We start from the raw sequence: 24524 nt of genomic DNA, 5'->3' as shown, positions 1-24524 counted from the left end.
CCTCCTTGTGTATTGAGGCTGGCAACATAAATCGGGGATGGGCGGGCAGCCAGCGGCAAACGGCGGCTTTCAGAGGAGGAACGTAAAGTCTTTTGCTGCGTTGCATCGGTGCAAGGAGGGGCTGGAAGCCGCCTCGCAAAACCGAAATGCAGGCAGAAAAAAGGCCAGCACGATTGGCTGGCCTGGGGTACAACGTGGGCATTGGCTGACGCGATATCTCTTAAGCGTCGTTACCCTTAGCGAAAGCGCATCGACAGGTCGAGGGCACGCACATGTTTGGTCAGAGCGCCTACGGAAATATAGTCCACGCCGGTTTCGGCAAAGGTCCGCAGAGTTTTATCCGTCACATTACCCGACACTTCCAGCAGTGCGCGTCCATCGCTCAAGGTGACGGCTGCCCGCATCTGTTCAACGGTAAAGTTGTCCAGCATCACGATGTCAGCACCGGCCTGCAACGCCTGTTCCAGCTCGTCCAGCGATTCAACTTCCACCTCGACAGGAACATCCGGGCGCAACCAGGAGGCTTTCTCGACCGCTTTGGCGATCGAGCCGCAGGCAATAATGTGGTTCTCTTTAATCAGAAACGCATCGGACAAACCCAGGCGATGGTTCGCACCGCCGCCACAGAGCACGGCATACTTCAGCGCAGTGCGCAGCCCCGGCAGGGTTTTACGCGTGTCGAGCAACTGCGTGCGTGTGCCTTCCAGCAGGGCAACATAACGGCTGACTTCTGTCGCCACGCCGGAGAGCGTCTGCACAAAGTTCAGCGCGGTGCGTTCAGCCGTGAGGATCAACGGTGCCGGGCCGGTGACTTCAAACAGGATCTGATCGGCGATGATCGCATCACCATCTTCAACGCACCAGGTAATTTTCGCTTTGTCGCCCAACTGAATAAATACCTCTTCCACCCAGCGTTTACCGCAAAAAATACCGGGTTCACGCGTGATGACTACCGCATGAGACAGGGTGTCGGCAGACAGCAGGCTGGCGGTGATGTCTTTACAGGGATCGATTTCCCCGCCCAGATCTTCACGCAGCGCCTGGGCAACGCCAGGGGGAATATCATCTTCAATACGGCCCATCAATTCAGCTCGGCGGCTGTCCGGATCGTAACGGCGGGAGGTCATGATCAAACTCCGAAAGGTCGGATAACAGAGGCTGACATGCTAGCGCGTTTACTGCACCCATACCAGCCAGCGCCATGCGATTACACGATGTTATGCGGGAGCGAAAGATGCCCCACCCGATAGCATTCAGCGGCCGTATCATCAGTGAAAGGCTTTGGGCTTAACTGAAAGTTTAAATGCCGCCATGTCTGTGTATCCCATGCCTGAATATGACTGACATGGCCTGCCTGTTTGTCGGCCCCTGAGCTGTAAGGTATGAGGTCTGTGTAGGGGGCTATTGGTGTGATGATGCGCCTGGCAAAGACGGAGTCCGCCAGTTCCACAGCCGGTTGATAGTGCAAAACCAGCCAGCTGTCGATCTGTGGCCAGCCAAAATCCTGAGTCAGCTGCTGAAACCCACTGCTGGTGAGGAATCGCGTCATACTTTTACTGTCCTGCCAGAGGTAAAAGGGAGCGTAAAGAGGGTCAGTGGAGCTTTGCGGACTGCCATATTCGGCATAGCAATATGCCTTAAGAATCAGGCCCGGAAAGCCATCAAGCCGGTGGCCATTTTCATGGATTCGGGTGGTGATGATCGCCATGTCATAGTCATTGGGCAGGCGGAAACGATATTGCATGGCAATCATTCGTCATTCTCCACCGGCCAGTGAAAGGCGTTACCGCTGGCAAAAGACCAGTCCTCTGGCTGCGTAAAGCTCAGGGTGACCATCACATCCTCCGGGCGCACCGACAGTTCAGAGGCCAGTCGGTGTGCCAGATGATGATAGAACTGATGTTTTTGCTGTGTCGAGCGGGGCCGGCCGGCAGTGATATGGAACCAGATAAATCCCTCCGAGCGTGGGCCGCCAAGATAGTGGCGCGGGAACACGCGCTGGCCTGGCGCATATTCATCCAGCAACTGAAAACAGTCGTCGGTGGGGACGTCGAAGAAGTCCACCAGGGTTCGGTGCAGAATCTCAGACAACGCCTGGCGGAAAACCGGCGTTGTGCCTGCGGGCAGAGCAATACGGCTGAAAGGCATGTCGGTTACTCCTGAGGTTGATGACCGGGCTGGGGTAACTGGCTGAGGGCTGAGACGGCAGCGGGCCAGCCGCAGTAGAACGCCAGGTGCGTCATCACTTCGGCCAGTTCGGCGTTACTAAGGCCATGTTGCCGGGCAAAATCCAGGTGCCAGGGTAACTGCTGGTCGCGGCCGAGGGCGATTAACGCCGCCACTGTGATCAGGCTGCGCTCGCGCTTACTCAGTTCGGGTCTCTGCCAGATCGTGCCGAACAATGTCTGCTCAGTTATCGCTGCCAGCGTGGGCGCGACGCTGGCCAGGCTGTGACGGTCAAGAGGGATGGTCATGTTGCTGTTCCTGTAGTGAGGAAGAAGTCAGCAGCATAGAACGTGAAAATAGTTTATAAAATCGCATAGATTGGTATCGATAATCCCGAAAAACAGGATGATTAATGCAACCGTTTAAACGTATGACTTTCGATCTGGATGCGTTACGCACGTTTGTTCTCGGTATTGAACTGGGAAGTTTTGCGCAGGCGGCCGATCGCCTGAACCGCTCGACCTCTGCCGTCAGCGCACAGCTCAAAAAACTGGAACAGCAAACGGGGTTACTCCTGTTGCAGAAAAGCGGGCGACGCCTGATGCTCACCGATGATGGAGAGTTACTGATGGCTTACGGGCGGCGCCTGCTGGCGCTCAATGATGAAGCGTACAGCGCATTGTCCGGGCGGGATATTGCTGGCAGCGTGCGCATTGGGTTACAGGAAGATTTTGGCGAGACGTTGCTGCCAGCGCTGCTGGGGCAGTTTTCCCGGGCACATCCTCTGATACAGATCTCCGCGCGCATCGGGCGTAACAGCGAACTACTTCAGGGGATTCGTCAGGGAGAGCTGGATCTGGCACTGTGCTGGCAGGGTGAGGAAACGTCACGTTTTATGCAGCCACTACCCGCTGCACCGCTGTGCTGGATAGGGTGTGATGAGTCGCCGTTTACGCAATGGATGGAACAAGGCGATGTTTTACCGCTGCTGCTGTTTGATGCACCTTGTGTGATGCGGACCCGTGCTATTGATGCACTGGACCATGCTGCAATTCCGTGGCGGGTGGCATTTACCAGCCGAAGTCTGAGTGGCATCTGGGCCGCCGCTGCCGCCGGGTTGGGCGTGACGCTACGTAGCGAGTTTGGTTTGCCAGCCGGGCTAAAGCGACTGCAGCATCCGCTGTTGCCGCAAGTGGCCGATTTAGGCCTGGTGCTGCATCTGGGGCAGGAGATTTTACCCCCTGCTGCCGCTCGTTTACGCGAAATACTGCTTGCACAGCTGGCCCCGGTGTTGCCGCAGGCCAGCCTCGCTAAAGCGGGATAACTTTACCGCTGTACAGTACGGGTCCGGTCGGCTGCCCGGTTGGGGAGCCACCGCGAGGTTCAAGACTGATAGCAAGCGTTGGCAGGCTGGCCAGCTGAATTTCCTTCACGGCCACCTGCTGAAGAGCTGAATGATCAATTAGCCCAAGCGATTGCGGTTTTTCCCCTGGCGGGATCAGCCACAGCTGCAAGCTGCGATTGGACTGCACGGCAGAGGCATTGATGGCCTGGACTGTCAGCTGCGTTTTATCCGGGCTGAGGCTGACCACCCAAGAGCCTTGCTGGCTGTCACCGTTAAGGACGGCCACGGTCTGCGGTGCCGGAGGCACAGTAAACTGGTTATACAGCAATGCCCCGGCAAACGAGGCGGCCAGCGCCCAGCCGAGCCATGGCCAGCGCACACTGCTCGTACGCATTTTATCGGCAGGAAGCCCACGGGCGATGCGTTGCCACACCGCTTCCGGCGGGATAACCGGCGTAACCCGCTGATCCAGCTCAGAGAGTGAATTCTGCCAACGGCTGACTTCTGCCGCCAGCTCAGGTTCCTGCAACAGGCGACGGGCAAAACGCTGGCGTGCTGCACCACGCAGGGTGCCAAGGGCATATTCTGCGGCCAGTGCTGAGTCAAAATCGCGTCTGCTTTTCATATGCCCACACACTCTTTTAGTTGAGTTAATGCACGGCGGATCCAGCTTTTAATGGTTCCGGCAGGCTGCTCCAGGTGCAGGGCAATTTCACTGTGCGACAGCCCCTGGTAATACGCCAGCGTGATGCTTTGCCGCTGTTCAGACGTCAACTGCGTCATACAGTCTGCCAGCCTGCGCGACTCCGAGCCTGAAGGTAACTCTGCTGATGAACGATCAACATCGAAAAGGGTGTCATCCTCTTCCAGTTCTTCAACGCGGTTGTCCTGCAGGCGCAGGTAATCAATAGCGCGATTGCGCACAATATTGGTAAGCCAGGTCTTGGGGGCACTGAGCGCCGGGTCGAAGCTGCCAGCACGCTGCCAGACAGTAAGGAAACTGTCGTGCAGGACCTCTTCTGCCCAGTCGCGTCGGCGTAACATCCGCAGTGCGATGGCAAAAAGGTAGGGTGAATAACGGTGGTAGGTCGCTTCAAAAGCCCGTTTATCGCCGGCCGCAATGGCCTTCATTAACAAAATCTGGCTATCTGTTACGTCGTCCGTCATGAAACGTCCTGAAAAAAAGAGGTGCAGAAGGAGTATGAAAAAAACCTGCTGCACCAATTATATACCCTTTATTTTAACATCAGCGGGTATATTTAATTTTTCCCTTGGTGTTGGCACACGATGGATTAAGGCATCAGTACCGTATCAATAACATCAATCACGCCATTTTTTTGTTGCACGTCATAGGTGCTGATATTGGCAACATTGCCTTTATCATCTTTTACCTGAATATTGTGTGGGCCATTCATCATCAGCCACAACGGGGCGCCATTCACGGTTTTCAGCTCAGTGCTGCCGTTGCCCTGTTTGATTTTTTTCACCAGCGTCTTCATATCATACTTTCCGGCCACCACATGGTAGGTCAGCACGCTGGTCAGCGTTGCTTTGTTTTCCGGCTTCAACAGGTTATCCACCGTGCCAGCGGGCAGCTTGGCGAAAGCGGCATTGGTGGGGGCGAAGACGGTGAATGGGCCAGGGCCTTGTAGTGTATCCGCGAGGCCTGCCGCTTTTACGGCAGCGACCAGCGTGGTGTGATCTTTCGAGTTCAGGGCATTCTCAACGATATTGTGGGACGGGAGCATAGCGGCCCCACCCACCATCACGGTATTCTTGGACATCTCAGCCATTGATGCGGTACTGAACAACACTGAGAGGCACAGAGCGGTACGGATGAACGTTTTCATGATGAATTCCTTTGGGTAAGAGAAGGCATTTTTGCCTTACATAGTCCCGCCATGTTTGAAGCGTCAACGGCATGAGCATCATCGGATGCTGGCCTGCTGTTACCCCAATTATGCTGGTTATATCTATCTACGGCTGAGACTGGAAATCGGATGCAAAAAGATGAAAATATTTTTTGCCACAGTAAAAAGAACGACAGAGAAGTTTGATTAAGCTGAAAAAAACCATGTTAATCTGCGAGAGGCTGAACACAGGAGATGGGTATGCAGTTGCAAGATGGGTGGATCGCTGGCGTGCGGCATGTTCCGTCCCCGCATGTTAATCAGCGACCTGACGATGAAGCACCTTCACTACTGGTGGTGCACAATATCAGTTTGCCGCCCGGTGAGTTTGGTGGCCCCTGGATCGATGCGCTGTTTACCGGTCAGCTTGATCCTGGCATTCATCCCTATTTCGCTGATATCTCTCATTTACAGGTGTCTGCACACTGTCTGATCCGCCGCGACGGCGAGATCGTGCAGTATGTGCCTTTTCATCTGCGGGCGTGGCACGCCGGGGTTTCTCGCTATCAGGGGCGTGAAGTCTGTAATGATTTCTCCGTAGGTATCGAGCTGGAAGGCACGGATACGCTGCCCTATACCGATGCGCAATATCAGGCGTTGCAGGCCGTGACACAGCTGTTAATTCAACACTACCCGATGATGGCGCAGCACATCACCGGGCACAGCGATATTGCACCTGAACGTAAGACGGACCCTGGGCCCTCTTTCGACTGGGTGCGTTTTCGCGCCGACCTTGGGCATAACACCCTGACCACACTCAATGGGAGTTAAGGCATGACATTATTCAGCCTGTTGCTGGTTCTCGGATGGGAACGATTATTCAAAATGGGTGAACACTGGCAACTGGATCATCATCTGGTGCCACTGTTCCGCGCTCGTCAGCGTTTTTCTCTGGTGCGTACGCTGTTGATGGTCGTGATGATCATGGCTATCGTCGCTCTGTGCTTACTGGCGCTAAAAGGGCTGTTTTTTGGAGTGCCTAAGCTGCTGTTCTGGATACTGATCGGCCTGCTCTGTATTGGCGCCGGGTCGGTGCGTCTGCACTACCACGCTTATCTGAAGGCGGCCAGCCATAACGACACAGATGCCCATAACGCCATGATTGAGGAATTGACGTTGATCCACGGCGTACCCGGCGAGTGTAGCGAACGTGAGTTTTTGTCTGAGCTGCAAAATGCGTTGCTGTGGATTAACTACCGTTTCTATCTGGCACCGCTGTTCTGGTTCGTGGTGGGGGGCCCGTGGGGGCCGGTGCTGCTGGTGGGCTATGCATTCCTGCGTGCCTGGCAGAGCTGGCTGGCGCGGCAGCAAAACCCGCTGGCGCGTGCACAGTCCGGTGTTGATGCCATTCTGCACTGGGTTGACTGGATCCCGGTACGATTAGTGGGCGTAGCTTATGCCTTGCTGGGGCACGGTGAGCGTGCATTACCCGCATGGTTTGCGTCTCTGGGCGATCGCCACACACCGCAGTATCAGGTGCTGACCCGCCTTGCCCAGTTCTCACTGGCGCGCGATCCCCACCTGGATAAGGTGGAGACCCCGCGTGTGGCAGTGATGCTGGCGAAAAAAGTGTCGCTGGTCATCGTGGTGGTGGTGGCGTTACTGACTATTTACGGCACGCTGGTGTAACACGCTGTCTGCGGGTGGTGTGCCGAACTGCGGCAGGCCATCGGCACTCCAGCTGAATGTTTTCACCCGGGTATGGCGGTTAGGGTCGTATAGCGGGTCACCTTCAATTTCGGTGTAATTGCGTGCGTGATACACCAATACGTCTTCGCCGTTCTCCCCGACCGTAAAACTGTTGTGGCCCGGACCATATTGATGGTTCTCCCAGTCGGTGGTAAACACGGGCGCAGCAGATTTGTGCCAGTTTTCTGGCTGTAGCGGATCCGCATCGACATCAATCCACAACAACCCCATACAGTAATTCTCATCGGTGGCGCTGGCCGAGTAGCTGACAAACAGGCGCCTGCCGTGATGTATTGCCGCCGGGCCTTCATTGACGCTAAATCCTGCACACTCCCATTCATACTGCGGGCGGCTGAGCATCACCGGCTCGCCTTTTATCTGCCAGGGGGTAGCCAGCTCTGCCAGGTAGAGGTTGGAATTACCGGGGATGGCCGGATCTTTCTGCGCCCACAAATACCAGTTTTTCCCCTGATGGACGAAGTGTGTGGCATCCAGCGCGAAGCTGTCGATGGGGGTCAGGATCTGCCCGCGTTCGACCCATTCCCCTTTCAGTGGATCGATATCATCGCAGGTGAGGGCAAACATACGGTGCTGGAACAGACCTTGTTTAATCTCCTGTGATGGCGCTGCCGCAAAATAGATCACCCACTGGCCGTCAATAAAATGCAGTTCCGGTGCCCAAATCAGGGCGCTCATGGGGCCCTGCTCAGGTTTGCGCCAGACGACGACGGCATCGGCCTGTGCCAGTTCTGCCAGGGTAGCGGCGCGGCGGATCTCCAGCCTGTCGTACTCCGGTACCGACGCGATAAAATAGTAGCTCCCCTGATGGCGCAGAATAAAGGGATCGGCGCGCTGTTCAATTAACGGGTTAGGCCAGTGGCTCATCGTGCGGCTCCTTGTGGTTTGGTTTTCAGTTCTTTGTGCTCATGATAGTCGTTCAGCTCCTGATAGTTAGTGCGGCGCTGTTCAAGATCGCTCTGGATTTGCAGCATCAGCGTGCGGTCCACTTTCAGCAGGCGTACCACGCCAGCCGTAATCAGGTATCCCACCGCTGGGATAACGGTAAACAGCAGCACGATACCATTCAGCGCAGCAGGGCTTTGTTGTTTCGCGCCCGCATTGTAACCGTACCAGGAGAGCAGGAAACCGACCATGGCACCGGCCACCGCCAGCCCGACTTTGAGGAAGAACAGGTTGCCGGAGAAGCTGATACCGGTAATGCGTTTACCGGTTTTCCACTCACCGTAGTCATCAACGTCGGCCATCAGCGACCAGTGCAGCGGTGACGGGATTTGATGCAGGATGTTCAGCAGGAAGTACATCACCAGCACCAGCATCGTTGCCTGCGGGTCAAGGAAGTAAAAGCCCCCGGAGAATGCTGCCAGCACGATGTTGGTCCAGAAGAACACTTTCAGCTTGCACCAGCGGTCGGTCAGGATCTTCGCCAGCGTACTGCCGATCATCATGCCTACCACACCGAGGCTGATAAACAGCGTGGCGAAGTGAGTCGATTGCTGCATCACCCAGGTGACGTAATACATGGTGGCTGCCATACGGATAAAGCCGGGGCAGACGTTGCAGAAGGTCAGCAGCAATATGCGTACCCACTGATCGTTCTTCCACACATCCCGCAGATCGGCCTTCAGGTCGTCATTGCTGGGCACTGCCGGACGAATACGCTCGCGTACCGTGGCAAAGCTGAACAGGAACATCAGCAGTGCCACCAGCGCCATCACACCCATGGCCATCTGGTAGCCGCGCGCCTTGTTGTCACCGCCAAACCACTCTGCCAGCGGCAGCAGCGTCAGTGACAGGATCAGCGTGGCAATTCCGACCATCACAAACCGGTACGACTGGCAGGAGACGCGTTCGCCGGGATCGTTGGTGATCACGCCACCCAGGGAACAGTAGGGGATATTGATCGCGGTATAGGTCAGCGACATCAGGAAGTAGGTCGCAAACGCCCATATGACTTTGCTGTTATAGCTCCAGTCTGGAGTGGTGAACATCAGCACACTGAACAGCACATAGGGTACGGAGACCCACAGTAACCAGGGGCGGAAACGACCCCAGCGACTCTGAGTCCGGTCGGCTATCGCACCCATAATCGGGTCCGTGACCGCATCCAGCACCCTGACAGATAACAGGAGAACGCCCACCAATGCAGGCGCCAGTCCGAACACATCCGTATAAAAATAGTTAAGAAAAAGCATGATGGCGCCGCCGATCATATTGCATCCGGCATCGCCCATTCCGTAACCAATTTTCTCTCTGACTGAGAGTTTTGAGCCCTTCATGGATAATTCTCCCGCGTGTCTTTAGTGCTTGAGAGTATTCACGCTTATCGGATGCGGTGCGCAGGTGCAAAACGTCGCAGAGATGGACAAAACGCCTGGAGAAGGGAAAGTGTGAAGCAGATAACAATTCGGCCAGCTAATGCTGGCCGAATCAATAGCGGGCGTGATGATTACGCGCGCTGCGTGCGGTTTTTAATCCAGTACCCCACGGCGAGGATCAGTACCCATACCGGGATCAGCCAGACAGAGATCGCCATGCCTGGGGTCATTGCCATCAGCACCAGAATCCCCGCCAGGAACAGCAGGCAAATCCAGTTACCCAACGGATAAAGTAGCGCCGGGAAGCGGGTGGTGACACCCTGCTGATCTTTCTTACGGCGGAACTTCATATGCGCGAGGCTGATCATCGCCCAGTTGATCACCAGAGCTGAGACCACCAGCGCCATCAGCAGGCCAAACGCCTCACCCGGCATCAGATAGTTGAGCAACACGCACAATCCAGTCGCGATCGCGGAGAACAGGATTGAGATCACCGGCACGCCGCGGCTGTCGACTTTTAACAGCGCTTTAGGCGCATTACCTTGTTGCGCCAGGCCAAACAACATACGGCTGTTACAGTAAACGCAGCTGTTGTACACCGACAGCGCAGCCGTAAGGATCACCACGTTAAGAGCATTCGCCACCAGCGCATCACCCAGCTCGTGGAAAATCAGAACGAACGGGCTGGTATCGGACGTCACGCGCGTCCATGGCATCAGCGACAGCAGGACCGCCAGGGAACCAATGTAGAAAATCAGAATGCGGTAAATCACCTGATTGGTGGCTTTCGGAATGCTGGTTTCCGGGTTATCCGCTTCCGCAGCGGTAATGCCGACCAGTTCAAGACCCCCGAAGGAGAACATGATAATCGCCATCATCATGATCAGCCCGCTAAAGCCATTGGGCAGGAAGCCGCCCTGTTCCCAAAGGTTACGCACGCTGGCCTGTGGGCCGCCGGTGCCGCTGAACAGCAGCCAGCAACCGAACAGGATCATGGCCACCACGGCAACGACTTTAATAATCGCGAACCAGAACTCCATCTCACCAAACACTTTCACGTTGGTCAGGTTGATGGCGTTGATGAGCACAAAGAACACCGCTGCCGACATCCAGGTAGGAATATCCGGATACCAGAACTGAATATATTTGCCTACGGCTGTCAGCTCTGCCATCGCCACCAGCACATACAGTACCCAGTAGTTCCAGCCGGAGGCGAAACCGGCAAAGTTGCCCCAGTATTTATAAGCAAAGTGGCTGAAGCTTCCGGCTACCGGCTCTTCTACCACCATCTCACCCAGCTGGCGCATGATCAGAAAGGCAATAAATCCGGCAATGGCATAACCCAGTATGACGCCAGGCCCTGCGGATTGGATAACCGATGCACTACCCAGAAACAGACCGGTACCAACGGCACCGCCTAATGCGATCAGCTGAATATGGCGGTTTTTCAAGCCACGTTTCAGCGTTTCGCCCTGCTGATGTTCCATGTATGACCTCATGATGTTTTATTATTTTTTATGTCTACGGCTGGCCCTGTTATCCAGGTGTATTAAAAACTTTACGACACTGTGTTAGCAAATATAATCCAAGGCGTAGCCTCAGGATGAGAATAGTGATATGTGCAGAGGTTTGCACTCGCTTTCTGATAAACATGCGCAGGAACGACTAAAAAAGCAGCGCGGCGTCTCATTTATCGCTGTATTTGTTTTGTCATAAATGGGGGGAAATGACGAATAACATTGTCTTATGACGGGGCGTTTCGAAGGGCTTAAGAGCGTTCCGGCCGGAGACAGCCGGAACGTGGATAAAGGAGAAGGGGGTGATCAGGTGCGCGCAGTGCGGCGTTTAACCTGGTAGCCGATAGCCAGGATACCAACCCATACCGGGATCAGCCAGACAGAGATCGCCATACCTGGCGTCATTGCCATGATAACCAGCACCCCAGCCATGAAGATCAGGCACAGCCAGTTGCCAAACGGGTAGAACAGGGCCTTAAAGCGAGGCTGTATCCCCTGCTCGACGAGGCGTTTGCGGAACCGCAGGTGGGAAAGGCTGATCATGGCCCAGTTGATCACCAGCGTGGAAACCACCAGCGCCATCAGCAGCTCGAAAGCTGAAGCGGGCATCAGATAGTTGAGCAGTACGCCGAAGGCGGTCGCAGTGGCAGACATCAGGATGGCTGCGACCGGCACACCTCGTGAATCGACTTTGAGCAGGGCTTTTGGTGCATTACCCTGCTGCGCCAGGCCAAACAACATGCGGCTGTTGCAGTAAACGCAGCTGTTATAGACCGACAGTGCCGCGGTCAGGATCACCACATTCAGTGCGTTAGCCACCAGAGCATCACCCAGCTCATGGAAAATCAGTACAAACGGGCTGGTATTTGCTGTCACACTCGTCCACGGCATCAGCGACAGCAGTACGGTGAGTGAACCGACATAGAAAATCAGGATGCGCCAGATGACCTGATTGATTGCCGTCGGGATGCTTTTTTCCGGGTTCTCTGCTTCTGCAGCGGTCAGGCCAATCATTTCCAGCCCGCCAAAGGAGAACATGATGATGGCCATCATCATAACCAGCCCGCCAATGCCGTGCGGCATAAAGCCACCCTGGCTCCACAGATTGCTGATGCTTGCCTGTGGGCCACCCGTGCCACTGAACAGCAGCCAGCCGCCAAAGGCTATCATCGCGACGACGGCGATGACCTTAATAATGGCGAACCAGAACTCCAACTCGCCAAACACCTTCACATTGGTCAGGTTGATGGCATTGATGATCACGAAGAACACCGCCGCTGTCACCCAGGTCGGAATGTCCGGATACCAGAACTGGATATATTTGCCCACGGCGGTCAGTTCGGCCATTGCCACCAGCACGTAAAGCATCCAGTTGTTCCAGCCGGAGGCCAGGCCCGCAAAAGCCCCCCAGTATTTGTGGGCGAAGTGACTGAAACTGCCGGCAACCGGCTCCTCGACGACCATCTCACCCAGCTGACGCATAATCAGGAAGGCGATAAACCCGGCAATCGCATAGCCCAGAATGACTGCCGGACCGGCGGATTTGATCACCGATGCACTGCCCAGAAACAGTCCTGTGCCCACGGCCCCGCCTAATGCGATCAGCTGAATATGGCGGTTTTTTAATCCGCGCTGCAGCGTCTCTCCCGGTTGTTGCTCCATGATAATCCTCGTAATGCGCTTTTTGTGTATGACTGCATTGGCTAAAAAACTAATAACGTACTGATATATTTACACTTATGTCAGTACGAAAATGCGTATGAGTCTGGTATGGCGCAGAGAATAATGTTAGGAGCGGTACTTTGCACTTTCTTTCTCATTATGTGCGCCAGATCGGATAAAAAACCACCGATCGCACCGGGCACTGTAAGGTAAATAACAGGATGCCGATAACGGTCATAACGCTTTATCGGCGAGGGTTTCGGTATCGTATTCCATCCACTAAGCTGCTGCCTGCTTTCGAAAAAGTGAAGAAATTTAACATTTGTTGCCAGGTAAATTCGGGTGTCAATGGCGTGCCTGTGCCCTGACAGAGAAGGAGACGGCGGTCTGGTTTCGGGCAGTTGCCATATGGACATCAGGTGAATACTTTGTTACTTTACGGGCACCTTTTTGCAATTGGTATTACCAATTTACTCTGGCAAATCGAAAAGAAGGGATGATGGCCTACAGCAAGATCCGCCAACCTAAGCTCTCTGATGCTATAGAGCAGCAGCTTGAGTCCCTGATTATGGAAGGGACACTGCGTCCCGGAGAGAAACTGCTGCCTGAGCGAGAGCTGGCCGTGCAGTTCGATGTCTCCCGTCCCTCCCTGCGCGAAGCGATTCAGCGTCTGGAAGCCAAGGGCCTGCTATTACGCCGTCAGGGCGGTGGCACTTTCGTCCAAACCAATTTGTGGAAAAGCCTGAGCGATCCGCTCGTAGAATTACTTGCCGGCCATCCTGAATCCCAGTTCGACCTGCTCGAAACGCGTCATGCGCTGGAAGGGATTGCCGCTTATTACGCCGCACTGCGCGGTACTGACGACGATCTGAAACGCATCCGCGACTGCCATCTGCATATACAGACCGCCCAGCAGAATGGCGATCTTGACGCAGAAGCGGGCGCGGTGATGCAGTATCAGATCGCTGTAACAGAAGCGGCGCATAATGTGGTGTTACTGCATTTGCTGCGTAGCATGGGTCCGATGCTGGAACAGAACGTCAGACAGAACTTCGAAATGCTCTACACGCGTCGTGAGATGCTGGAGAAAGTAAGTAGCCACCGCGCCAGTATTTTTGAGGCGATTGTGGCACGTGAGCCAGAGCAGGCACGCGAGGCTTCACACCGCCACCTGGCGTTTATCGAGGAAGTATTGCTGGACAGAAGTCGGGAGCAAAGTCGTAGAGAGCGCTCCTTGCGACGTTTACAGCAACGTAAGGATTAACGCGTAAATATAACGCGGCACGTACCTATAAAGGTATAAACGACGGGCCTGTCTCTTTGTGTTTTGCCCACAGAGCACAAAGAGACAGGCTCCAGACAATTCAACGTAATTAGACACAGATAAGGAATACCCCCCATGTCAGAACGTTTAAACAATGACGTGGATCCGATCGAAACTCGCGACTGGTTAGAAGCGATCGAATCGGTCATCCGTGAAGAAGGTGTTGAGCGCGCACAGTATCTGATTGACCAGGTATTGAGCGGCGCACGTAAAGGTGGCGTTAAAGTGGCTGCCGGCGCGGGAGCCAATAACTACATTAACTCTATTGCTGTTGAAGATGAGCCGGAATACCCGGGCAACACGTCTTTAGAGCGTCGTATCCGTTCCGCTATTCGCTGGAACGCCATCATGACCGTTCTGCGTGCTTCCAAGAAAGATCTGGATCTGGGCGGCCATATGTCTTCCTTCCAGTCTTCTGCCACCGTGTATGAAGTGTGTTTCAACCACTTCTTCCGTGCGCGCACTGAAAAAGACGGCGGCGATCTGGTTTACTTCCAGGGCCACATCTCTCCGGGTGTTTATGCGCGTGCCTTCCTGGAAGGTCGTCTGACCGAAGACCAGATGAACAACTTCCGTCAGGAAGTTGACGGTAAAGGCCTGTCCTCTTACCCGCACCCTAAACTGATGCCTAACTTCTGGCAGTTCCCGACCGTTTCTATGGGCCTGGGTCCACTGGGTGCGATCTATCAGGCTAAATTCCTGAAATATCTGGAACACCGTGGCCTGAAAGATACCTCTCAGCAGACCGTTTACGCCTTCCTGGGCGACGGTGAGATGGATGAGCCGGAATCCAAAGGGGCGATCACTATCGCGACCCGTGAAAAACTGGATAACCTGGTCTTCATCATCAACTGTAACCTGCAGCGCCTTGATGGCCCGGTGACGGGTAATGGCAAGATCATCAACGAACTGGACGGTATCTTCGGTGGTGCTGGCTGGGAAGTGATTAAAGTGATCTGGGGTGGTCGTTGGGATGAGCTGCTGCGTAAAGATACCAGCGGTAAACTGATCCAACTGATGAACGAAACCGTTGACGGTGACTATCAGACCTTCAAATCCCGTAACGGCGCCTACGTTCGTGAGCACTTCTTCGGTAAATATCCGGAAACGGCTGAGCTGGTGAAAGATCTGACCGACGACGAGATCTGGTCTCTGAACCGTGGTGGTCACGATCCGAAGAAAGTCTTCGCTGCACTGAAAAAAGCGCAGGATACCAAAGGTAAACCTGTGGTGATTCTGGCACATACCATTAAAGGTTATGGTATGGGTGAGACTGCCGAAGGCAAAAACATTGCGCACCAGGTGAAGAAAATGAACATGGATGGCGTACGCTATATCCGTGATCGTTTCAACGTGCCGGTCAGCGATGAAGCCATCGAAAAACTGCCGTACGTGACCTTCGATAAAGGGTCTGACGAATACAACTACCTGCATGGTCAGCGTGAAAAACTGGGCGGCTACCTGCCAACCCGTGAGCCGAAATTCAGCGAGAAGCTGGAGATGCCGGTCCTGGAAGATTTCCGTCAGCTGCTGGATGAGCAGAACAAAGAGATCTCAACCACGATCGCCTTCGTACGTGCCCTGAACGTGATGCTGAAGAACCCGTCGATCAAAGATCGCCTGGTGCCAATCATTGCCGATGAAGCCCGTACCTTCGGTATGGAAGGTCTGTTCCGTCAGATCGGTATTTATAGCCCGAATGGCCAGCAGTACACCCCGCAGGACCGTGAGCAGGTTGCTTACTATAAAGAAGACGAGAAAGGTCAGATCCTGCAGGAAGGTATCAACGAACTGGGTGCAGGCGCATCGTGGCTGGCGGCGGCAACGTCTTACAGCACCAATAACCTGCCAATGATCCCGTTCTACATCTACTACTCCATGTTCGGTTTCCAGCGTATCGGCGACCTGTGCTGGGCAGCAGGTGATCAGCAGGCTCGTGGCTTCCTGGTCGGCGGAACTTCCGGTCGTACCACCCTGAACGGTGAAGGTCTGCAGCACGAAGATGGTCACAGCCACATTCAGTCTCTGACTATCCCGAACTGTATCTCTTACGATCCAGCATACGCTTACGAAGTCGCGGTCATCATGCATGACGGTCTGGTGCGTATGTACGGCGATGCTCAGGAAAATATTTACTACTACATCACCACACTGAACGAAAACTACCACATGCCAGCAATGCCGGCCGGTGCAGAAGACGGTATCCGTAAAGGTATCTACAAACTGGACAGCAAAGAAGGTAGCAAAGGTAAAGTTCAGCTGCTGGGTTCAGGTTCTATCCTGCGCCACGTGCGTGACGCGGCAGAGATCCTGGCGAAAGATTACGGTGTCGGTTCTGACATCTACAGCGTGACTTCCTTCACCGAACTGGCCCGTGATGGTCAGGACTGTGAGCGTTGGAACATGCTGCATCCAACAGAAGAAGCCCGCGTGCCGTACATCGCTCAGGTGATGAACGATGCACCTGCTGTGGCATCGACTGACTATATGAAACTGTTCGCCGAGCAGGTTCGCAGCTATATCCCTGCCAGCGATTATCGCGTACTGGGTACTGACGGCTTCGGTCGTTCAGACAGCCGTGAGAATCTGCGTCACCACTTCGAAGTGGACGCATCTTACGTGGTGGTTGCAGCCCTGGGTGAACTGGCTAAACGTGGCGAAATCGACAAACAAGTGGTGGCAGACGCTATCGCTAAGTTCGATATCGACGCTGATAAAGTCAACCCACGTCTGGCATAAGAGGTAATAGAGTAATGGCTATCGAAATTAATGTCCCGGACATCGGCGCAGACGAAGTTGAAGTCACCGAGATTCTGGTCAAAGTGGGCGACACTGTAGAAGTTGAGCAGTCACTGCTGGTCGTTGAAGGCGATAAAGCCTCAATGGAAGTGCCATCCCCACAGGCTGGTGTGGTTAAAGAGATCAAAGTCGCTACCGGCGATAAAGTCGAAACCGGCAAACTGATCATGATCTTCGAAGCGGCAGGCGGTGCAGCAGCACCGGCAGCAGGCGAAGAGAAGAAAGAAGAAGCGGCTCCGGCAGCCGCACCTGCAGCGGCCCCGGCGGCCAGCGCAGCAAAAGAGGTTAACGTACCGGATATCGGCGGCGACGAAGTTGAAGTCACCGAGATCATGGTGAAAGTGGGCGACAAAGTTGAAGCTGAACAGTCGATCCTCACCGTTGAAGGCGACAAAGCCTCAATGGAAGTGCCTGCACCATTCGCGGGTACGGTTAAAGAGATCAAAATCAGCGCTGGCGACAAAGTCAGCACCGGCTCTCTGGTAATGGTCTTCGAAGTTGAAGGTGCTGCGCCAGCCGCCGCTCCTGCCGAGACTACCGCTGCCGCTGCACCTGCTCCGGCTAAACAGGAAGAGAAAGCGGCTCCGTCTCCTGCGCCTGCGAAAGCGGAGGCGAAGTCAGAATTCGCAGAAAACGATGCTTACGTCCATGCCACTCCGGTTATCCGCCGTCTGGCACGTGAATTCGGTGTAAACCTGGCGAAAGTCAAAGGCACCGGACGTAAAGGCCGTATTCTGAAAGAAGACGTGCAGAGCTATGTGAAAGACGCGGTGAAACGCGCTGAAGCACCTGCTGCTGCTGGCGGCGGTCTGCCAGGCATGCTGCCTTGGCCGAAAGTGGACTTCAGCAAGTTTGGTGAGATCGAAGAAGTTGAACTGGGCCGTATCCAGAAAATCTCTGGTGCGAACCTGAGCCGTAACTGGGTGATGATCCCACACGTGACTCACTTCGACAAAACCGACATCACTGAGCTGGAAGCGTTCCGCAAACAGCAGAACACCGAAGCTGAGAAGCGTAAGCTGGATGTGAAGTTCACCCCGGTGGTGTTCATCATGAAAGCGGTCGCGGCTGCGCTTGAGCAGATGCCACGTTTAAACAGCTCGCTGTCTGAAGACGCACAGAAACTGACGCTGAAGAAATACATCAACATCGGTGTGGCGGTTGATACGCCAAACGGTCTGGTGGTTCCAGTGTTCAAAGATGTGAACAAGAAAGGCATCACTGAGCTGTCTCGCGAACTGATGGCTATCTCCAAAAAAGCACGTGATGGCAAACTGACTGCGGGCGAAATGCAGGGCGGTTGCTTCACCATCTCCAGCCTCGGTGGTATCGGGACAACCCACTTCGCGCCTATCGTGAACGCGCCGGAAGTGGCTATCCTCGGTGTGTCCAAGTCTGCGATTGAGCCGGTCTGGAATGGTAAAGAGTTCACGCCGCGTCTGATGATGCCGATGTCACTCTCCTTCGACCACCGTGTTATCGACGGTGCTGATGGTGCGCGTTTCATCACCATCATTAATAACGCACTGGCCGACATTCGCCGCCTGGTGATGTAATCCTGAAGAAGGCCGGCGTAAGCCGGCCTTCTGGTAAGTTGTTGTAGTGATTCGTGGCGCCGTGGTTTGCAGTTTATTAACAATTCTGTAAACTCTTGCGGTGAACGCGTCCCGGTGGATGAAGGGCGTTGAAATATATACCCAAAATAATTGGAGCTGCATCAAGGCGGCAAGCGAGGGAATCCCGATGAGCTTACATAAGTCAGTGATTCGGGTGAGCGAGCGTAGCCAACACAGATGCAGATTCAAGTATGACGGGTATCTGCTCTGACCCGCCGGACAATCAAATAAGAGGTCATGATGAGTACAGAAATTAAAACTCAGGTCGTGGTACTTGGGGCAGGTCCTGCAGGCTACTCTGCAGCCTTCCGTGCAGCGGATTTAGGTCTGGAGACCGTGATCGTTGAGCGTTACAGCACCCTCGGTGGTGTTTGTCTGAATGTCGGCTGTATCCCTTCTAAAGCCCTGCTGCACGTGGCGAAGGTGATTGAAGAAGCCAAAGCGCTGGAAGAGCACGGTATCGTGTTCGGCAAGCCGCAAACCGACATCAACAAGATTCGTACCTGGAAAGAAAAAGTCATCACCCAGCTGACCGGTGGTCTGGCGGGCATGGCGAAAGGCCGCAAAGTGAATGTGGTCAACGGTCTGGGTAAATTCACCGGTGCTAACACCCTGGAAGTCACCGCTGAAGACGGTTCTAAAACCGTCATCACTTTCGACAATGCCATCATCGCTGCGGGTTCCCGTCCGATTGAACTGCCGTTTATTCCCCATGAAGATCCACGCGTGTGGGACTCCACTGATGCGCTGGAACTGAAAGAAGTGCCTGAGCGTCTGCTGGTTATGGGCGGCGGCATCATCGGTCTGGAAATGGGTACCGTGTATCACGCGCTGGGTTCTCAGATCGACGTGGTCGAGATGTTTGACCAGGTGATCCCGGCGGCTGATAAAGACGTGGTGAAAGTCTTCACCAAACGCATCAGCAAGCAGTTCAACCTGATGCTGGAAACCAAAGTTACCGCAGTTGAAGCCAAAGAAGACGGCATCTATGTAACGATGGAAGGTAAAAAAGCGCCGTCAGAACCACAGCGTTACGACGCGGTTCTGGTAGCGATTGGCCGCGTACCTAACGGTAAAGGCCTGGATGCTGGCAAAGCGGGCGTGGAAGTGGACGAGCGCGGATTTATCCGTGTCGACAAGCAGCTGCGTACCAACGTGCCACACATCTTCGCTATCGGCGATATCGTGGGTCAGCCAATGCTGGCACACAAAGGTGTGCATGAAGGCCACGTGGCGGCAGAAGTGATTTCTGGTCTGAAGCACTACTTCGACCCGAAAGTGATCCCATCGATCGCCTATACTGAGCCAGAAGTTGCCTGGGTCGGTCTGACCGAGAAAGAAGCGAAAGAGAAAGGCATCAGCTATGAGACGTCCACCTTCCCGTGGGCAGCATCAGGCCGTGCTATCGCTTCCGACTGTGCAGACGGCATGACCAAACTGATCTTCGACAAAACCACTCACCGCGTGATCGGTGGTGCGATTGTTGGCACCAACGGCGGCGAGCTGCTGGGTGAAATCGGTCTGGCTATCGAGATGGGATGTGATGCTGAAGATCTGGCTCTGACCATCCACGCTCACCCAACCCTGCACGAATCGGTGGGTCTGGCGGCGGAAATCTTCGAAGGTAGCATTACCGACCTGCCAAACCCGAAAGCGAAAAAGAAATAACTCGCTTTGGTGTGTAAAAACGGCTCCTGCGGGAGCCGTTTTGCTTTCTGTCTTTCCGTAAAAAACCGCGCAGGGCGCCGCAAAATCGCGTATCTTTGCTGGCAATTTCTGACCGGTCAAAAGGCTCGTTGTGTCGAATAAAGTTGCCCTGATCACCGGTGCCTCACGTGGTATCGGTCACCATCTTGCCCGCCATCTCCATGCTGCGGGTTATCACCTGATACTCATTGCACGGAATGCGCAGGCGCTGAACGCCTTAGCAAACACTCTCGGCTCTGCACGCGTGCAGACGCTGGCACTGGATGTTTGCGATTATCCGGCGGTGGCACAACAGGTGCAGCAGGCACTGAGCGTGCACGCACAGCTTGATGTGCTGATCAACGCGGCGGGGATCTTCCGTGGCGGATCAACGCAGACAGCGCTGGATGATTTCAGCGCCATGCTGGCGACCAACGTCACTGCCATTCATCATCTCTGCCAGCTGTGTGTTCCCTGGCTGTCGAAATCGCCTGAGGGGCGCATCTTTAATCTCGCCTCTGTGAGCGGCGTGCAGCCTTATGGCAGCGTGGCCAGCTATGCCGCCAGCAAACATGCGCTGGTTGGATACAGCCGATCGATTGCGCGTGAGCTGGGAGCTCAGGGGATTAAAGTCACCACGCTCTGCCCCGACGTGGTGGATACCGATATGGCGCAGGGTTCCGGTCTGGCCGTCGATGAGATGCTGAGTACCGACGATCTTTGCCGCGCGGTTGATTTCGTGATGTCGTTGTCCCCGGCTGCGGTTGTGGAGCAACTCACCATCGGGCGGCAGTATCGTCCGCGTAAACCCGTCTGACCCAGGAGACGTTATGCTGGAACTGAAAGGGGTATCGCATGCTTATGGTGAGCGTAAGGTCCTCGATAACATCACTCTGCAACTCGCAGAAAAGCGCATTGGTATTGTCGGCAGCAACGGGTGCGGCAAAAGTACCTTTGCCCGTCTGCTGAACGGCCTGTTGCTGCCGCAACAGGGCGAGGTGTTGGTTGATGGCTTGAACACCCGTCAGCAGGGGAAAGCGGTACGGCGTAAAGTCGGCTTCGTGTTTCAGAATCCGGACAACCAGATTGTCTTCCCGGTGGTTGAAGAAGATCTCGCTTTTGGCATGAAAAACCTTGGGCTGTCAAAGCAGGTGATCCGCGAACGCACCGATGCGGCGCTGGCACGTTATGATATGCAGGATCTGCGTCAGCATCCGGCTCATCTGTTAAGCGGCGGGCAAAAGCAACTGCTGGCTATCTCTGGCGTGCTGGTCATGGAGCCGGAATATATCGTCTTTGATGAGCCAACCACGTTACTCGATCTGCGTAATAAACGGCGCATTGCGCAGGCTATTGCCGATCTCGATCAGACGGCGATCGTGGTCTCTCACGATCTGGAATTTTTACAGGATTTCGATCGCGTGCTGGTGTTTGATCACGGCCAGGTGGTGATGGATGACGTGCCCGCGGTGGCCCTGAAAGAGTACGTCAGGATGATGTCATGATATTAAGCGATTACGTCCCGGGAAATTCGATCATCCACCGGCTGCCACCCGGCCTGAAGATCCTTTCGCTGGCGCTACTGGGCACGCTGCTGTTTGTGTTCCCCCGGCTGGAAACCTCTCTGGCGGCTCTGCTGTTGGTCGGGCTGCTCTATCCACTGGCGCGTATCTCACCCCGTATTATGTTGTTGCAGCTTAAACCGCTGCTGTGGGTACTGGTGCTGTTGTTTGCCGTGCAGTGGTGGATGGTCAATTGGCAGTCCGGCGTGCTGGTGATTGCACGGCTGGCAGCGCTGATGCTGATGGCGGCGCTGGTGACGCTCACCACGCGCACCACTGAGATGATTGACGCCCTGGAGAAAGGCCTGTTCTGGCTGCGTTATGTACGTATCAATCCGGCGAAGGTCAGCCTGGCGCTGTCGCTGGCGATGCGTTTTATTCCGGTGCTGGCAGCGATTGTTGCAGAAGTGCGGGAGGCGCAAAAAGCGCGTGGGCTGGATCGCAGCCTGATCGCCATTGCCATTCCGGTGATCGTTCGTACCCTGAAAATGGCCGATGATATTGCGGCGGCGCTTGAAGCCCGCGCTTATGACCCCCAACTGCGCCGTGAGCGCACTGATGCTGAGAAAGTGAGAGGATCTTAATGTCCACCCGAGATATTGTTTATATTGCGCTGTTTGCCGCCATCACTGCCGCGCTGGGTCTGTTTCCTGCGTTCAGTCTGCCGGTGATTGCTGTGCCGATCACCGCTCAGACTTTAGGCCCGATGCTGGCCGGTGCCATTGCCGGGGCGAAGCGCGGTGCGCTGGCACTGGTGCTGTTTGTGGTGCTGGTGGCGATTGGCCTGCCACTGTTGGCGGGCGGTCGCGGTGGTTTAGGGATTTTCCTCGGTCCAAGTGGTGGCTTTATCCTGGCATGGCCGCTGGCAGCATTACTGATTGGCTTCCTGTATCAGCGTAACCTGCGTTCACTGACGCTGGTCAAAGAGGTGCTGTTCCTGGTGTTAGGCGGGGTAGTGCTGATCTACTCGGCAGGTATTCCGTGGATTGCGGCGGTAGCCGGCTTATCTCTGAAGCAGGCGGCGCTGGGTTCTCTGGGTTTCCTGCCGGGCGATATCGTCAAAGTGGTGCTGGCGGTGCTGATCATTCGCGCGGTGCGCCGGGCTTATCCGACATTGTAAGCGGGGCGGGCATGCCCGCCCCCTAAGGTGATCTGCGTGGGGGCTTATCCGACATTGTGAGGGGGGGGGGGCCTGCCCCCACCCCTACGGGGATCTGCGTGGGGGCTTATCTGACATTGTAAACGGGGCGGGCATGCCCGACCCCTTACGGGAATCTGCGTGGGGGCTTATCTGACATTGTAAACGGGGCGGGCATGCCCGCCCCCTACGGTGATCTGCGTGGGGGCTTATCTGACGTTGTAAACGGGTCGGGCATGCCCGACCCCTACGGGAATCTGCGTAGGGGCGAGGCAAGCCTCGCCCGGGTTTTTTCCCGGAATAATGGTTACATCCGCAATAAAATCTTCCCTTTCAACTCCCCTGACTGCACGGCTTTGACCGCCTGATCAATCTCTTCCAGCGCATATTCGGCGACAATCTCGGTGGCAATCACGCCGTCGTGGATCAGCGCCATCACCTCGTTGATCTTACGCTGCACCACGCTTTTCTCGTGATTATGCACCCACAGGCGCAGATGGAAGTTCGAGAAGCGGATATCCGGGCGGCTGCGCCAGAAGGTCGCCGGGATCGGCTGACCAGACAGCAGGCCATAGTGAATAAACTGCCCACCCGGCGTCAGTGCCTGGGCCAGCGCCAGAGACTCATCGCCGCCGATACAGTCGAAAATAGCCGCGACGCCGCCGCTTTGTGCTAATGCAGTCAGCGCCTGTGGATAATCTTGTGCGCTGCTGTTCAGCACCTGCTCTGTGGCATACCCGCTGAATAAATCAAGATTCTCTGCCTTACGCACAATCGCAATCGGCGTCAGCCCCAGATGATTGGCGATGCGGATCAGCATCTTACCGATGGCCGAGTTTGCTGCATTGATGATGATGCGCATCCCGGGTGTGAAATACATCTCCTCGGTCAACATCAGCAGCGCTGTCATTGGGTTGACGTAGCTGGTCGCCGCCTGCTGGTCAGTTACGAAATCTGGCAGGGTAAAACACCACTGCGGATCGCTGTCCTTATAATGCTGCCAGGCTCCCATGCTGCCAACGGGTAACACACGCTGGCCGACGGGTAACCCGGGCTCATGACTCTGGCTTATTCTGCCCATTCCCTCGAAGCCCGGTACAAAGGGCAGGGCGATACGTGAACGATAGGCGCCAGAAATAGTAATAATATCAGAGGGGTTGATGGTGGCGAAGGCCATTTCCACCCGCACCTGGCCTGTAGTTAATTCTGTGAGTGGGCACAGTTCAAGCTGCATCACCTCACCGATTTTGCCGAACTCCCGGACGACTGCTCTGGTGAATAAAGTCTCTTTCATGGTATATTTTCTTCAGTGTTGTCCGGTTGACAGGTTAATGATTTTTATGCAGGAACAGTATAATAGCGAAACATTTCGCGTATCAATGCGCGATATAGATTTAAACGGTCACGTGCATAATTCTGTTTATTTAGATTATTGTGAAGATGCTGTGGTTAATGCGTTTCGCCGCGCTGATATTCTGCCTTTATTTCGCCCCCATACCGCAGGTGTGGCCTACCATGTGAAAAAATGCGAAGCCACCTTCTTTCATCCGCTGTCGGTGGATGATGTGGTGTTACCTCAGGTATTGATTGAGAAAATCGGTAACAGCAGTTTAATTTTCACCATCCGTTTAATGCTCCATGATAAAACCACGCTGTGCGCCGAAGGCAAATTCATCTGGGTCTGTGTGAATCCAACGGATAATAAGCCGTGCCCGATCCCGGATGAAGCCCGTCAGGCGCTCACCCGGCACTTTCCGTTTGTCGGGGCCTGATC

The 24524-nt window shown here is 54.9% G+C and carries 24 protein-coding genes; 12 read left to right on the top strand and 12 right to left on the bottom strand.

Translation table 11 applies throughout. The annotated features are described in order from the left end of the window. Window positions 1-236: 236 nt before the first annotated feature. The 4 genes from nadC to WH279_RS05995 form a co-directional block, all read right to left on the bottom strand. On the bottom strand, window positions 237-1127 hold the full coding sequence (gene nadC / locus WH279_RS06010) for a carboxylating nicotinate-nucleotide diphosphorylase (RefSeq protein WP_200641637.1): 891 nt from the start codon (window positions 1125-1127) through the stop codon (window positions 237-239). Window positions 1128-1207: 80 nt separating this feature from the next. Further along, window positions 1208-1753: a DUF4865 family protein gene (locus WH279_RS06005; protein ID WP_200641636.1), complete on the bottom strand. Its 546-nt coding sequence runs from the start codon at window positions 1751-1753 to the stop codon at window positions 1208-1210. Then, a complete protein-coding gene (locus tag WH279_RS06000; protein ID WP_200641635.1) occupies window positions 1750-2148 on the bottom strand; it encodes a tautomerase family protein in 399 nt (132 codons plus the stop codon). Before WH279_RS06000 ends, WH279_RS06005 begins: the two co-directional genes overlap by 4 nt. Before the next feature lie 5 nt (window positions 2149-2153). Next, on the bottom strand, window positions 2154-2474 hold the full coding sequence (locus tag WH279_RS05995; RefSeq protein ID WP_339455306.1) for a carboxymuconolactone decarboxylase family protein: 321 nt from the start codon (window positions 2472-2474) through the stop codon (window positions 2154-2156). A 104-nt stretch (window positions 2475-2578) separates the two neighbouring features. Here WH279_RS05995 and WH279_RS05990 point away from each other — a divergent pair, with 104 nt between their 5' ends. Then, the gene (locus WH279_RS05990; protein ID WP_339455305.1) at window positions 2579-3490 is read left to right on the top strand and encodes a LysR substrate-binding domain-containing protein; all 912 of its coding nucleotides are present in this window, start codon (window positions 2579-2581) and stop codon (window positions 3488-3490) included. Here WH279_RS05990 and WH279_RS05985 read toward each other — a convergent pair. The 3 genes from WH279_RS05985 to WH279_RS05975 form a co-directional block, all read right to left on the bottom strand. Next, the gene (locus WH279_RS05985) at window positions 3477-4136 is read right to left on the bottom strand and encodes an anti-sigma factor (protein ID WP_339455304.1); all 660 of its coding nucleotides are present in this window, start codon (window positions 4134-4136) and stop codon (window positions 3477-3479) included. The two genes, WH279_RS05990 and WH279_RS05985, sit on opposite strands and share 14 nt — an antisense overlap. Further along, window positions 4133-4678: an RNA polymerase sigma factor gene (locus WH279_RS05980; RefSeq protein ID WP_339455303.1), complete on the bottom strand. Its 546-nt coding sequence runs from the start codon at window positions 4676-4678 to the stop codon at window positions 4133-4135. Before WH279_RS05980 ends, WH279_RS05985 begins: the two co-directional genes overlap by 4 nt. 125 nt (window positions 4679-4803) lie before the next feature. Next, entirely contained in the window at window positions 4804-5361 is a 558-nt protein-coding gene (locus tag WH279_RS05975; protein WP_339455302.1) for a fasciclin domain-containing protein, read from the bottom strand. 261 nt (window positions 5362-5622) lie between these two features. Between WH279_RS05975 and ampD the strand changes: the two genes are divergently transcribed. Together ampD and ampE are read left to right on the top strand one after the other, a co-directional pair. Further along, window positions 5623-6192 carry a 1,6-anhydro-N-acetylmuramyl-L-alanine amidase AmpD gene (ampD, locus tag WH279_RS05970; RefSeq protein ID WP_339455301.1) on the top strand — a complete coding sequence of 190 codons (570 nt, stop codon included), beginning with the start codon at window positions 5623-5625 and terminating at the stop codon, window positions 6190-6192. 3 nt (window positions 6193-6195) lie between these two features. Beyond that, on the top strand, window positions 6196-7050 hold the full coding sequence (gene ampE / locus WH279_RS05965; protein WP_339455300.1) for a beta-lactamase regulator AmpE: 855 nt from the start codon (window positions 6196-6198) through the stop codon (window positions 7048-7050). Here the strand turns inward: ampE and WH279_RS05960 are convergent. From WH279_RS05960 to aroP (WH279_RS05945), 4 genes are all read right to left on the bottom strand, one after another. Beyond that, window positions 7021-7995 carry a glycoside hydrolase family 43 protein gene (locus tag WH279_RS05960; protein WP_339455299.1) on the bottom strand — a complete coding sequence of 325 codons (975 nt, stop codon included), beginning with the start codon at window positions 7993-7995 and terminating at the stop codon, window positions 7021-7023. The two genes, ampE and WH279_RS05960, sit on opposite strands and share 30 nt — an antisense overlap. Then, entirely contained in the window at window positions 7992-9407 is a 1416-nt protein-coding gene (locus tag WH279_RS05955) for a glycoside-pentoside-hexuronide (GPH):cation symporter (RefSeq protein WP_159336894.1), read from the bottom strand. The genes WH279_RS05960 and WH279_RS05955 overlap by 4 nt, the downstream gene beginning before the upstream one ends. A gap of 170 nt (window positions 9408-9577) precedes the next feature. Beyond that, complete coding sequence (gene aroP, locus WH279_RS05950; RefSeq protein WP_339455298.1) at window positions 9578-10933, bottom strand: aromatic amino acid transporter AroP; 1356 nt, start codon at window positions 10931-10933, stop codon at window positions 9578-9580. A 336-nt stretch (window positions 10934-11269) separates the two neighbouring features. After that, a complete protein-coding gene (aroP, locus tag WH279_RS05945) occupies window positions 11270-12625 on the bottom strand; it encodes an aromatic amino acid transporter AroP (protein ID WP_339455297.1) in 1356 nt (451 codons plus the stop codon). A 499-nt stretch (window positions 12626-13124) separates the two neighbouring features. Here aroP (WH279_RS05945) and pdhR point away from each other — a divergent pair, with 499 nt between their 5' ends. The 8 genes from pdhR to WH279_RS05905 all read left to right on the top strand — a co-directional run bounded on the left by pdhR (window position 13125) and on the right by WH279_RS05905 (window position 22732). Beyond that, a complete protein-coding gene (pdhR, locus tag WH279_RS05940) occupies window positions 13125-13889 on the top strand; it encodes a pyruvate dehydrogenase complex transcriptional repressor PdhR (protein WP_339455296.1) in 765 nt (254 codons plus the stop codon). A gap of 135 nt (window positions 13890-14024) precedes the next feature. Beyond that, window positions 14025-16688: a pyruvate dehydrogenase (acetyl-transferring), homodimeric type gene (aceE, locus tag WH279_RS05935; RefSeq protein ID WP_339455295.1), complete on the top strand. Its 2664-nt coding sequence runs from the start codon at window positions 14025-14027 to the stop codon at window positions 16686-16688. 14 nt (window positions 16689-16702) lie between these two features. Next, window positions 16703-18304: a pyruvate dehydrogenase complex dihydrolipoyllysine-residue acetyltransferase gene (gene aceF, locus WH279_RS05930; RefSeq protein ID WP_339455294.1), complete on the top strand. Its 1602-nt coding sequence runs from the start codon at window positions 16703-16705 to the stop codon at window positions 18302-18304. A gap of 300 nt (window positions 18305-18604) precedes the next feature. After that, window positions 18605-20032, top strand: a complete 1428-nt coding sequence (gene lpdA / locus WH279_RS05925) for a dihydrolipoyl dehydrogenase (protein ID WP_133842715.1) — start codon at window positions 18605-18607, stop codon at window positions 20030-20032. A gap of 130 nt (window positions 20033-20162) precedes the next feature. Further along, window positions 20163-20867, top strand: a complete 705-nt coding sequence (locus tag WH279_RS05920; RefSeq protein ID WP_339455293.1) for an SDR family NAD(P)-dependent oxidoreductase — start codon at window positions 20163-20165, stop codon at window positions 20865-20867. A 13-nt stretch (window positions 20868-20880) separates the two neighbouring features. Continuing rightward, entirely contained in the window at window positions 20881-21555 is a 675-nt protein-coding gene (locus tag WH279_RS05915; protein WP_200641624.1) for an energy-coupling factor ABC transporter ATP-binding protein, read from the top strand. Continuing rightward, on the top strand, window positions 21552-22196 hold the full coding sequence (locus WH279_RS05910; protein ID WP_200641623.1) for an energy-coupling factor transporter transmembrane component T family protein: 645 nt from the start codon (window positions 21552-21554) through the stop codon (window positions 22194-22196). Before WH279_RS05915 ends, WH279_RS05910 begins: the two co-directional genes overlap by 4 nt. Then, window positions 22196-22732: a biotin transporter BioY gene (locus WH279_RS05905; RefSeq protein WP_133842257.1), complete on the top strand. Its 537-nt coding sequence runs from the start codon at window positions 22196-22198 to the stop codon at window positions 22730-22732. The genes WH279_RS05910 and WH279_RS05905 overlap by 1 nt, the downstream gene beginning before the upstream one ends. Before the next feature lie 325 nt (window positions 22733-23057). Here the strand turns inward: WH279_RS05905 and WH279_RS05900 are convergent, their stop codons facing one another. Beyond that, window positions 23058-24044, bottom strand: coding sequence for a zinc-dependent alcohol dehydrogenase family protein (locus WH279_RS05900; protein ID WP_339455292.1), 987 nt, complete (start codon window positions 24042-24044; stop codon window positions 23058-23060). A 46-nt stretch (window positions 24045-24090) separates the two neighbouring features. Between WH279_RS05900 and WH279_RS05895 the strand changes: the two genes are divergently transcribed. Next, complete coding sequence (locus WH279_RS05895) at window positions 24091-24522, top strand: acyl-CoA thioesterase (protein WP_445235264.1); 432 nt, start codon at window positions 24091-24093, stop codon at window positions 24520-24522. The last annotated feature ends 2 nt before the right edge of the window (window positions 24523-24524 follow it).

This window comes from Erwinia sp. MYb375, from assembly GCF_037479175.1.
Classification (GTDB): domain Bacteria; phylum Pseudomonadota; class Gammaproteobacteria; order Enterobacterales; family Enterobacteriaceae; genus Erwinia; species Erwinia rhapontici.
The sequence above is the reverse complement of the archived record's forward strand: the minus strand, read 5'-3'. Positions and strand labels throughout refer to the sequence as shown.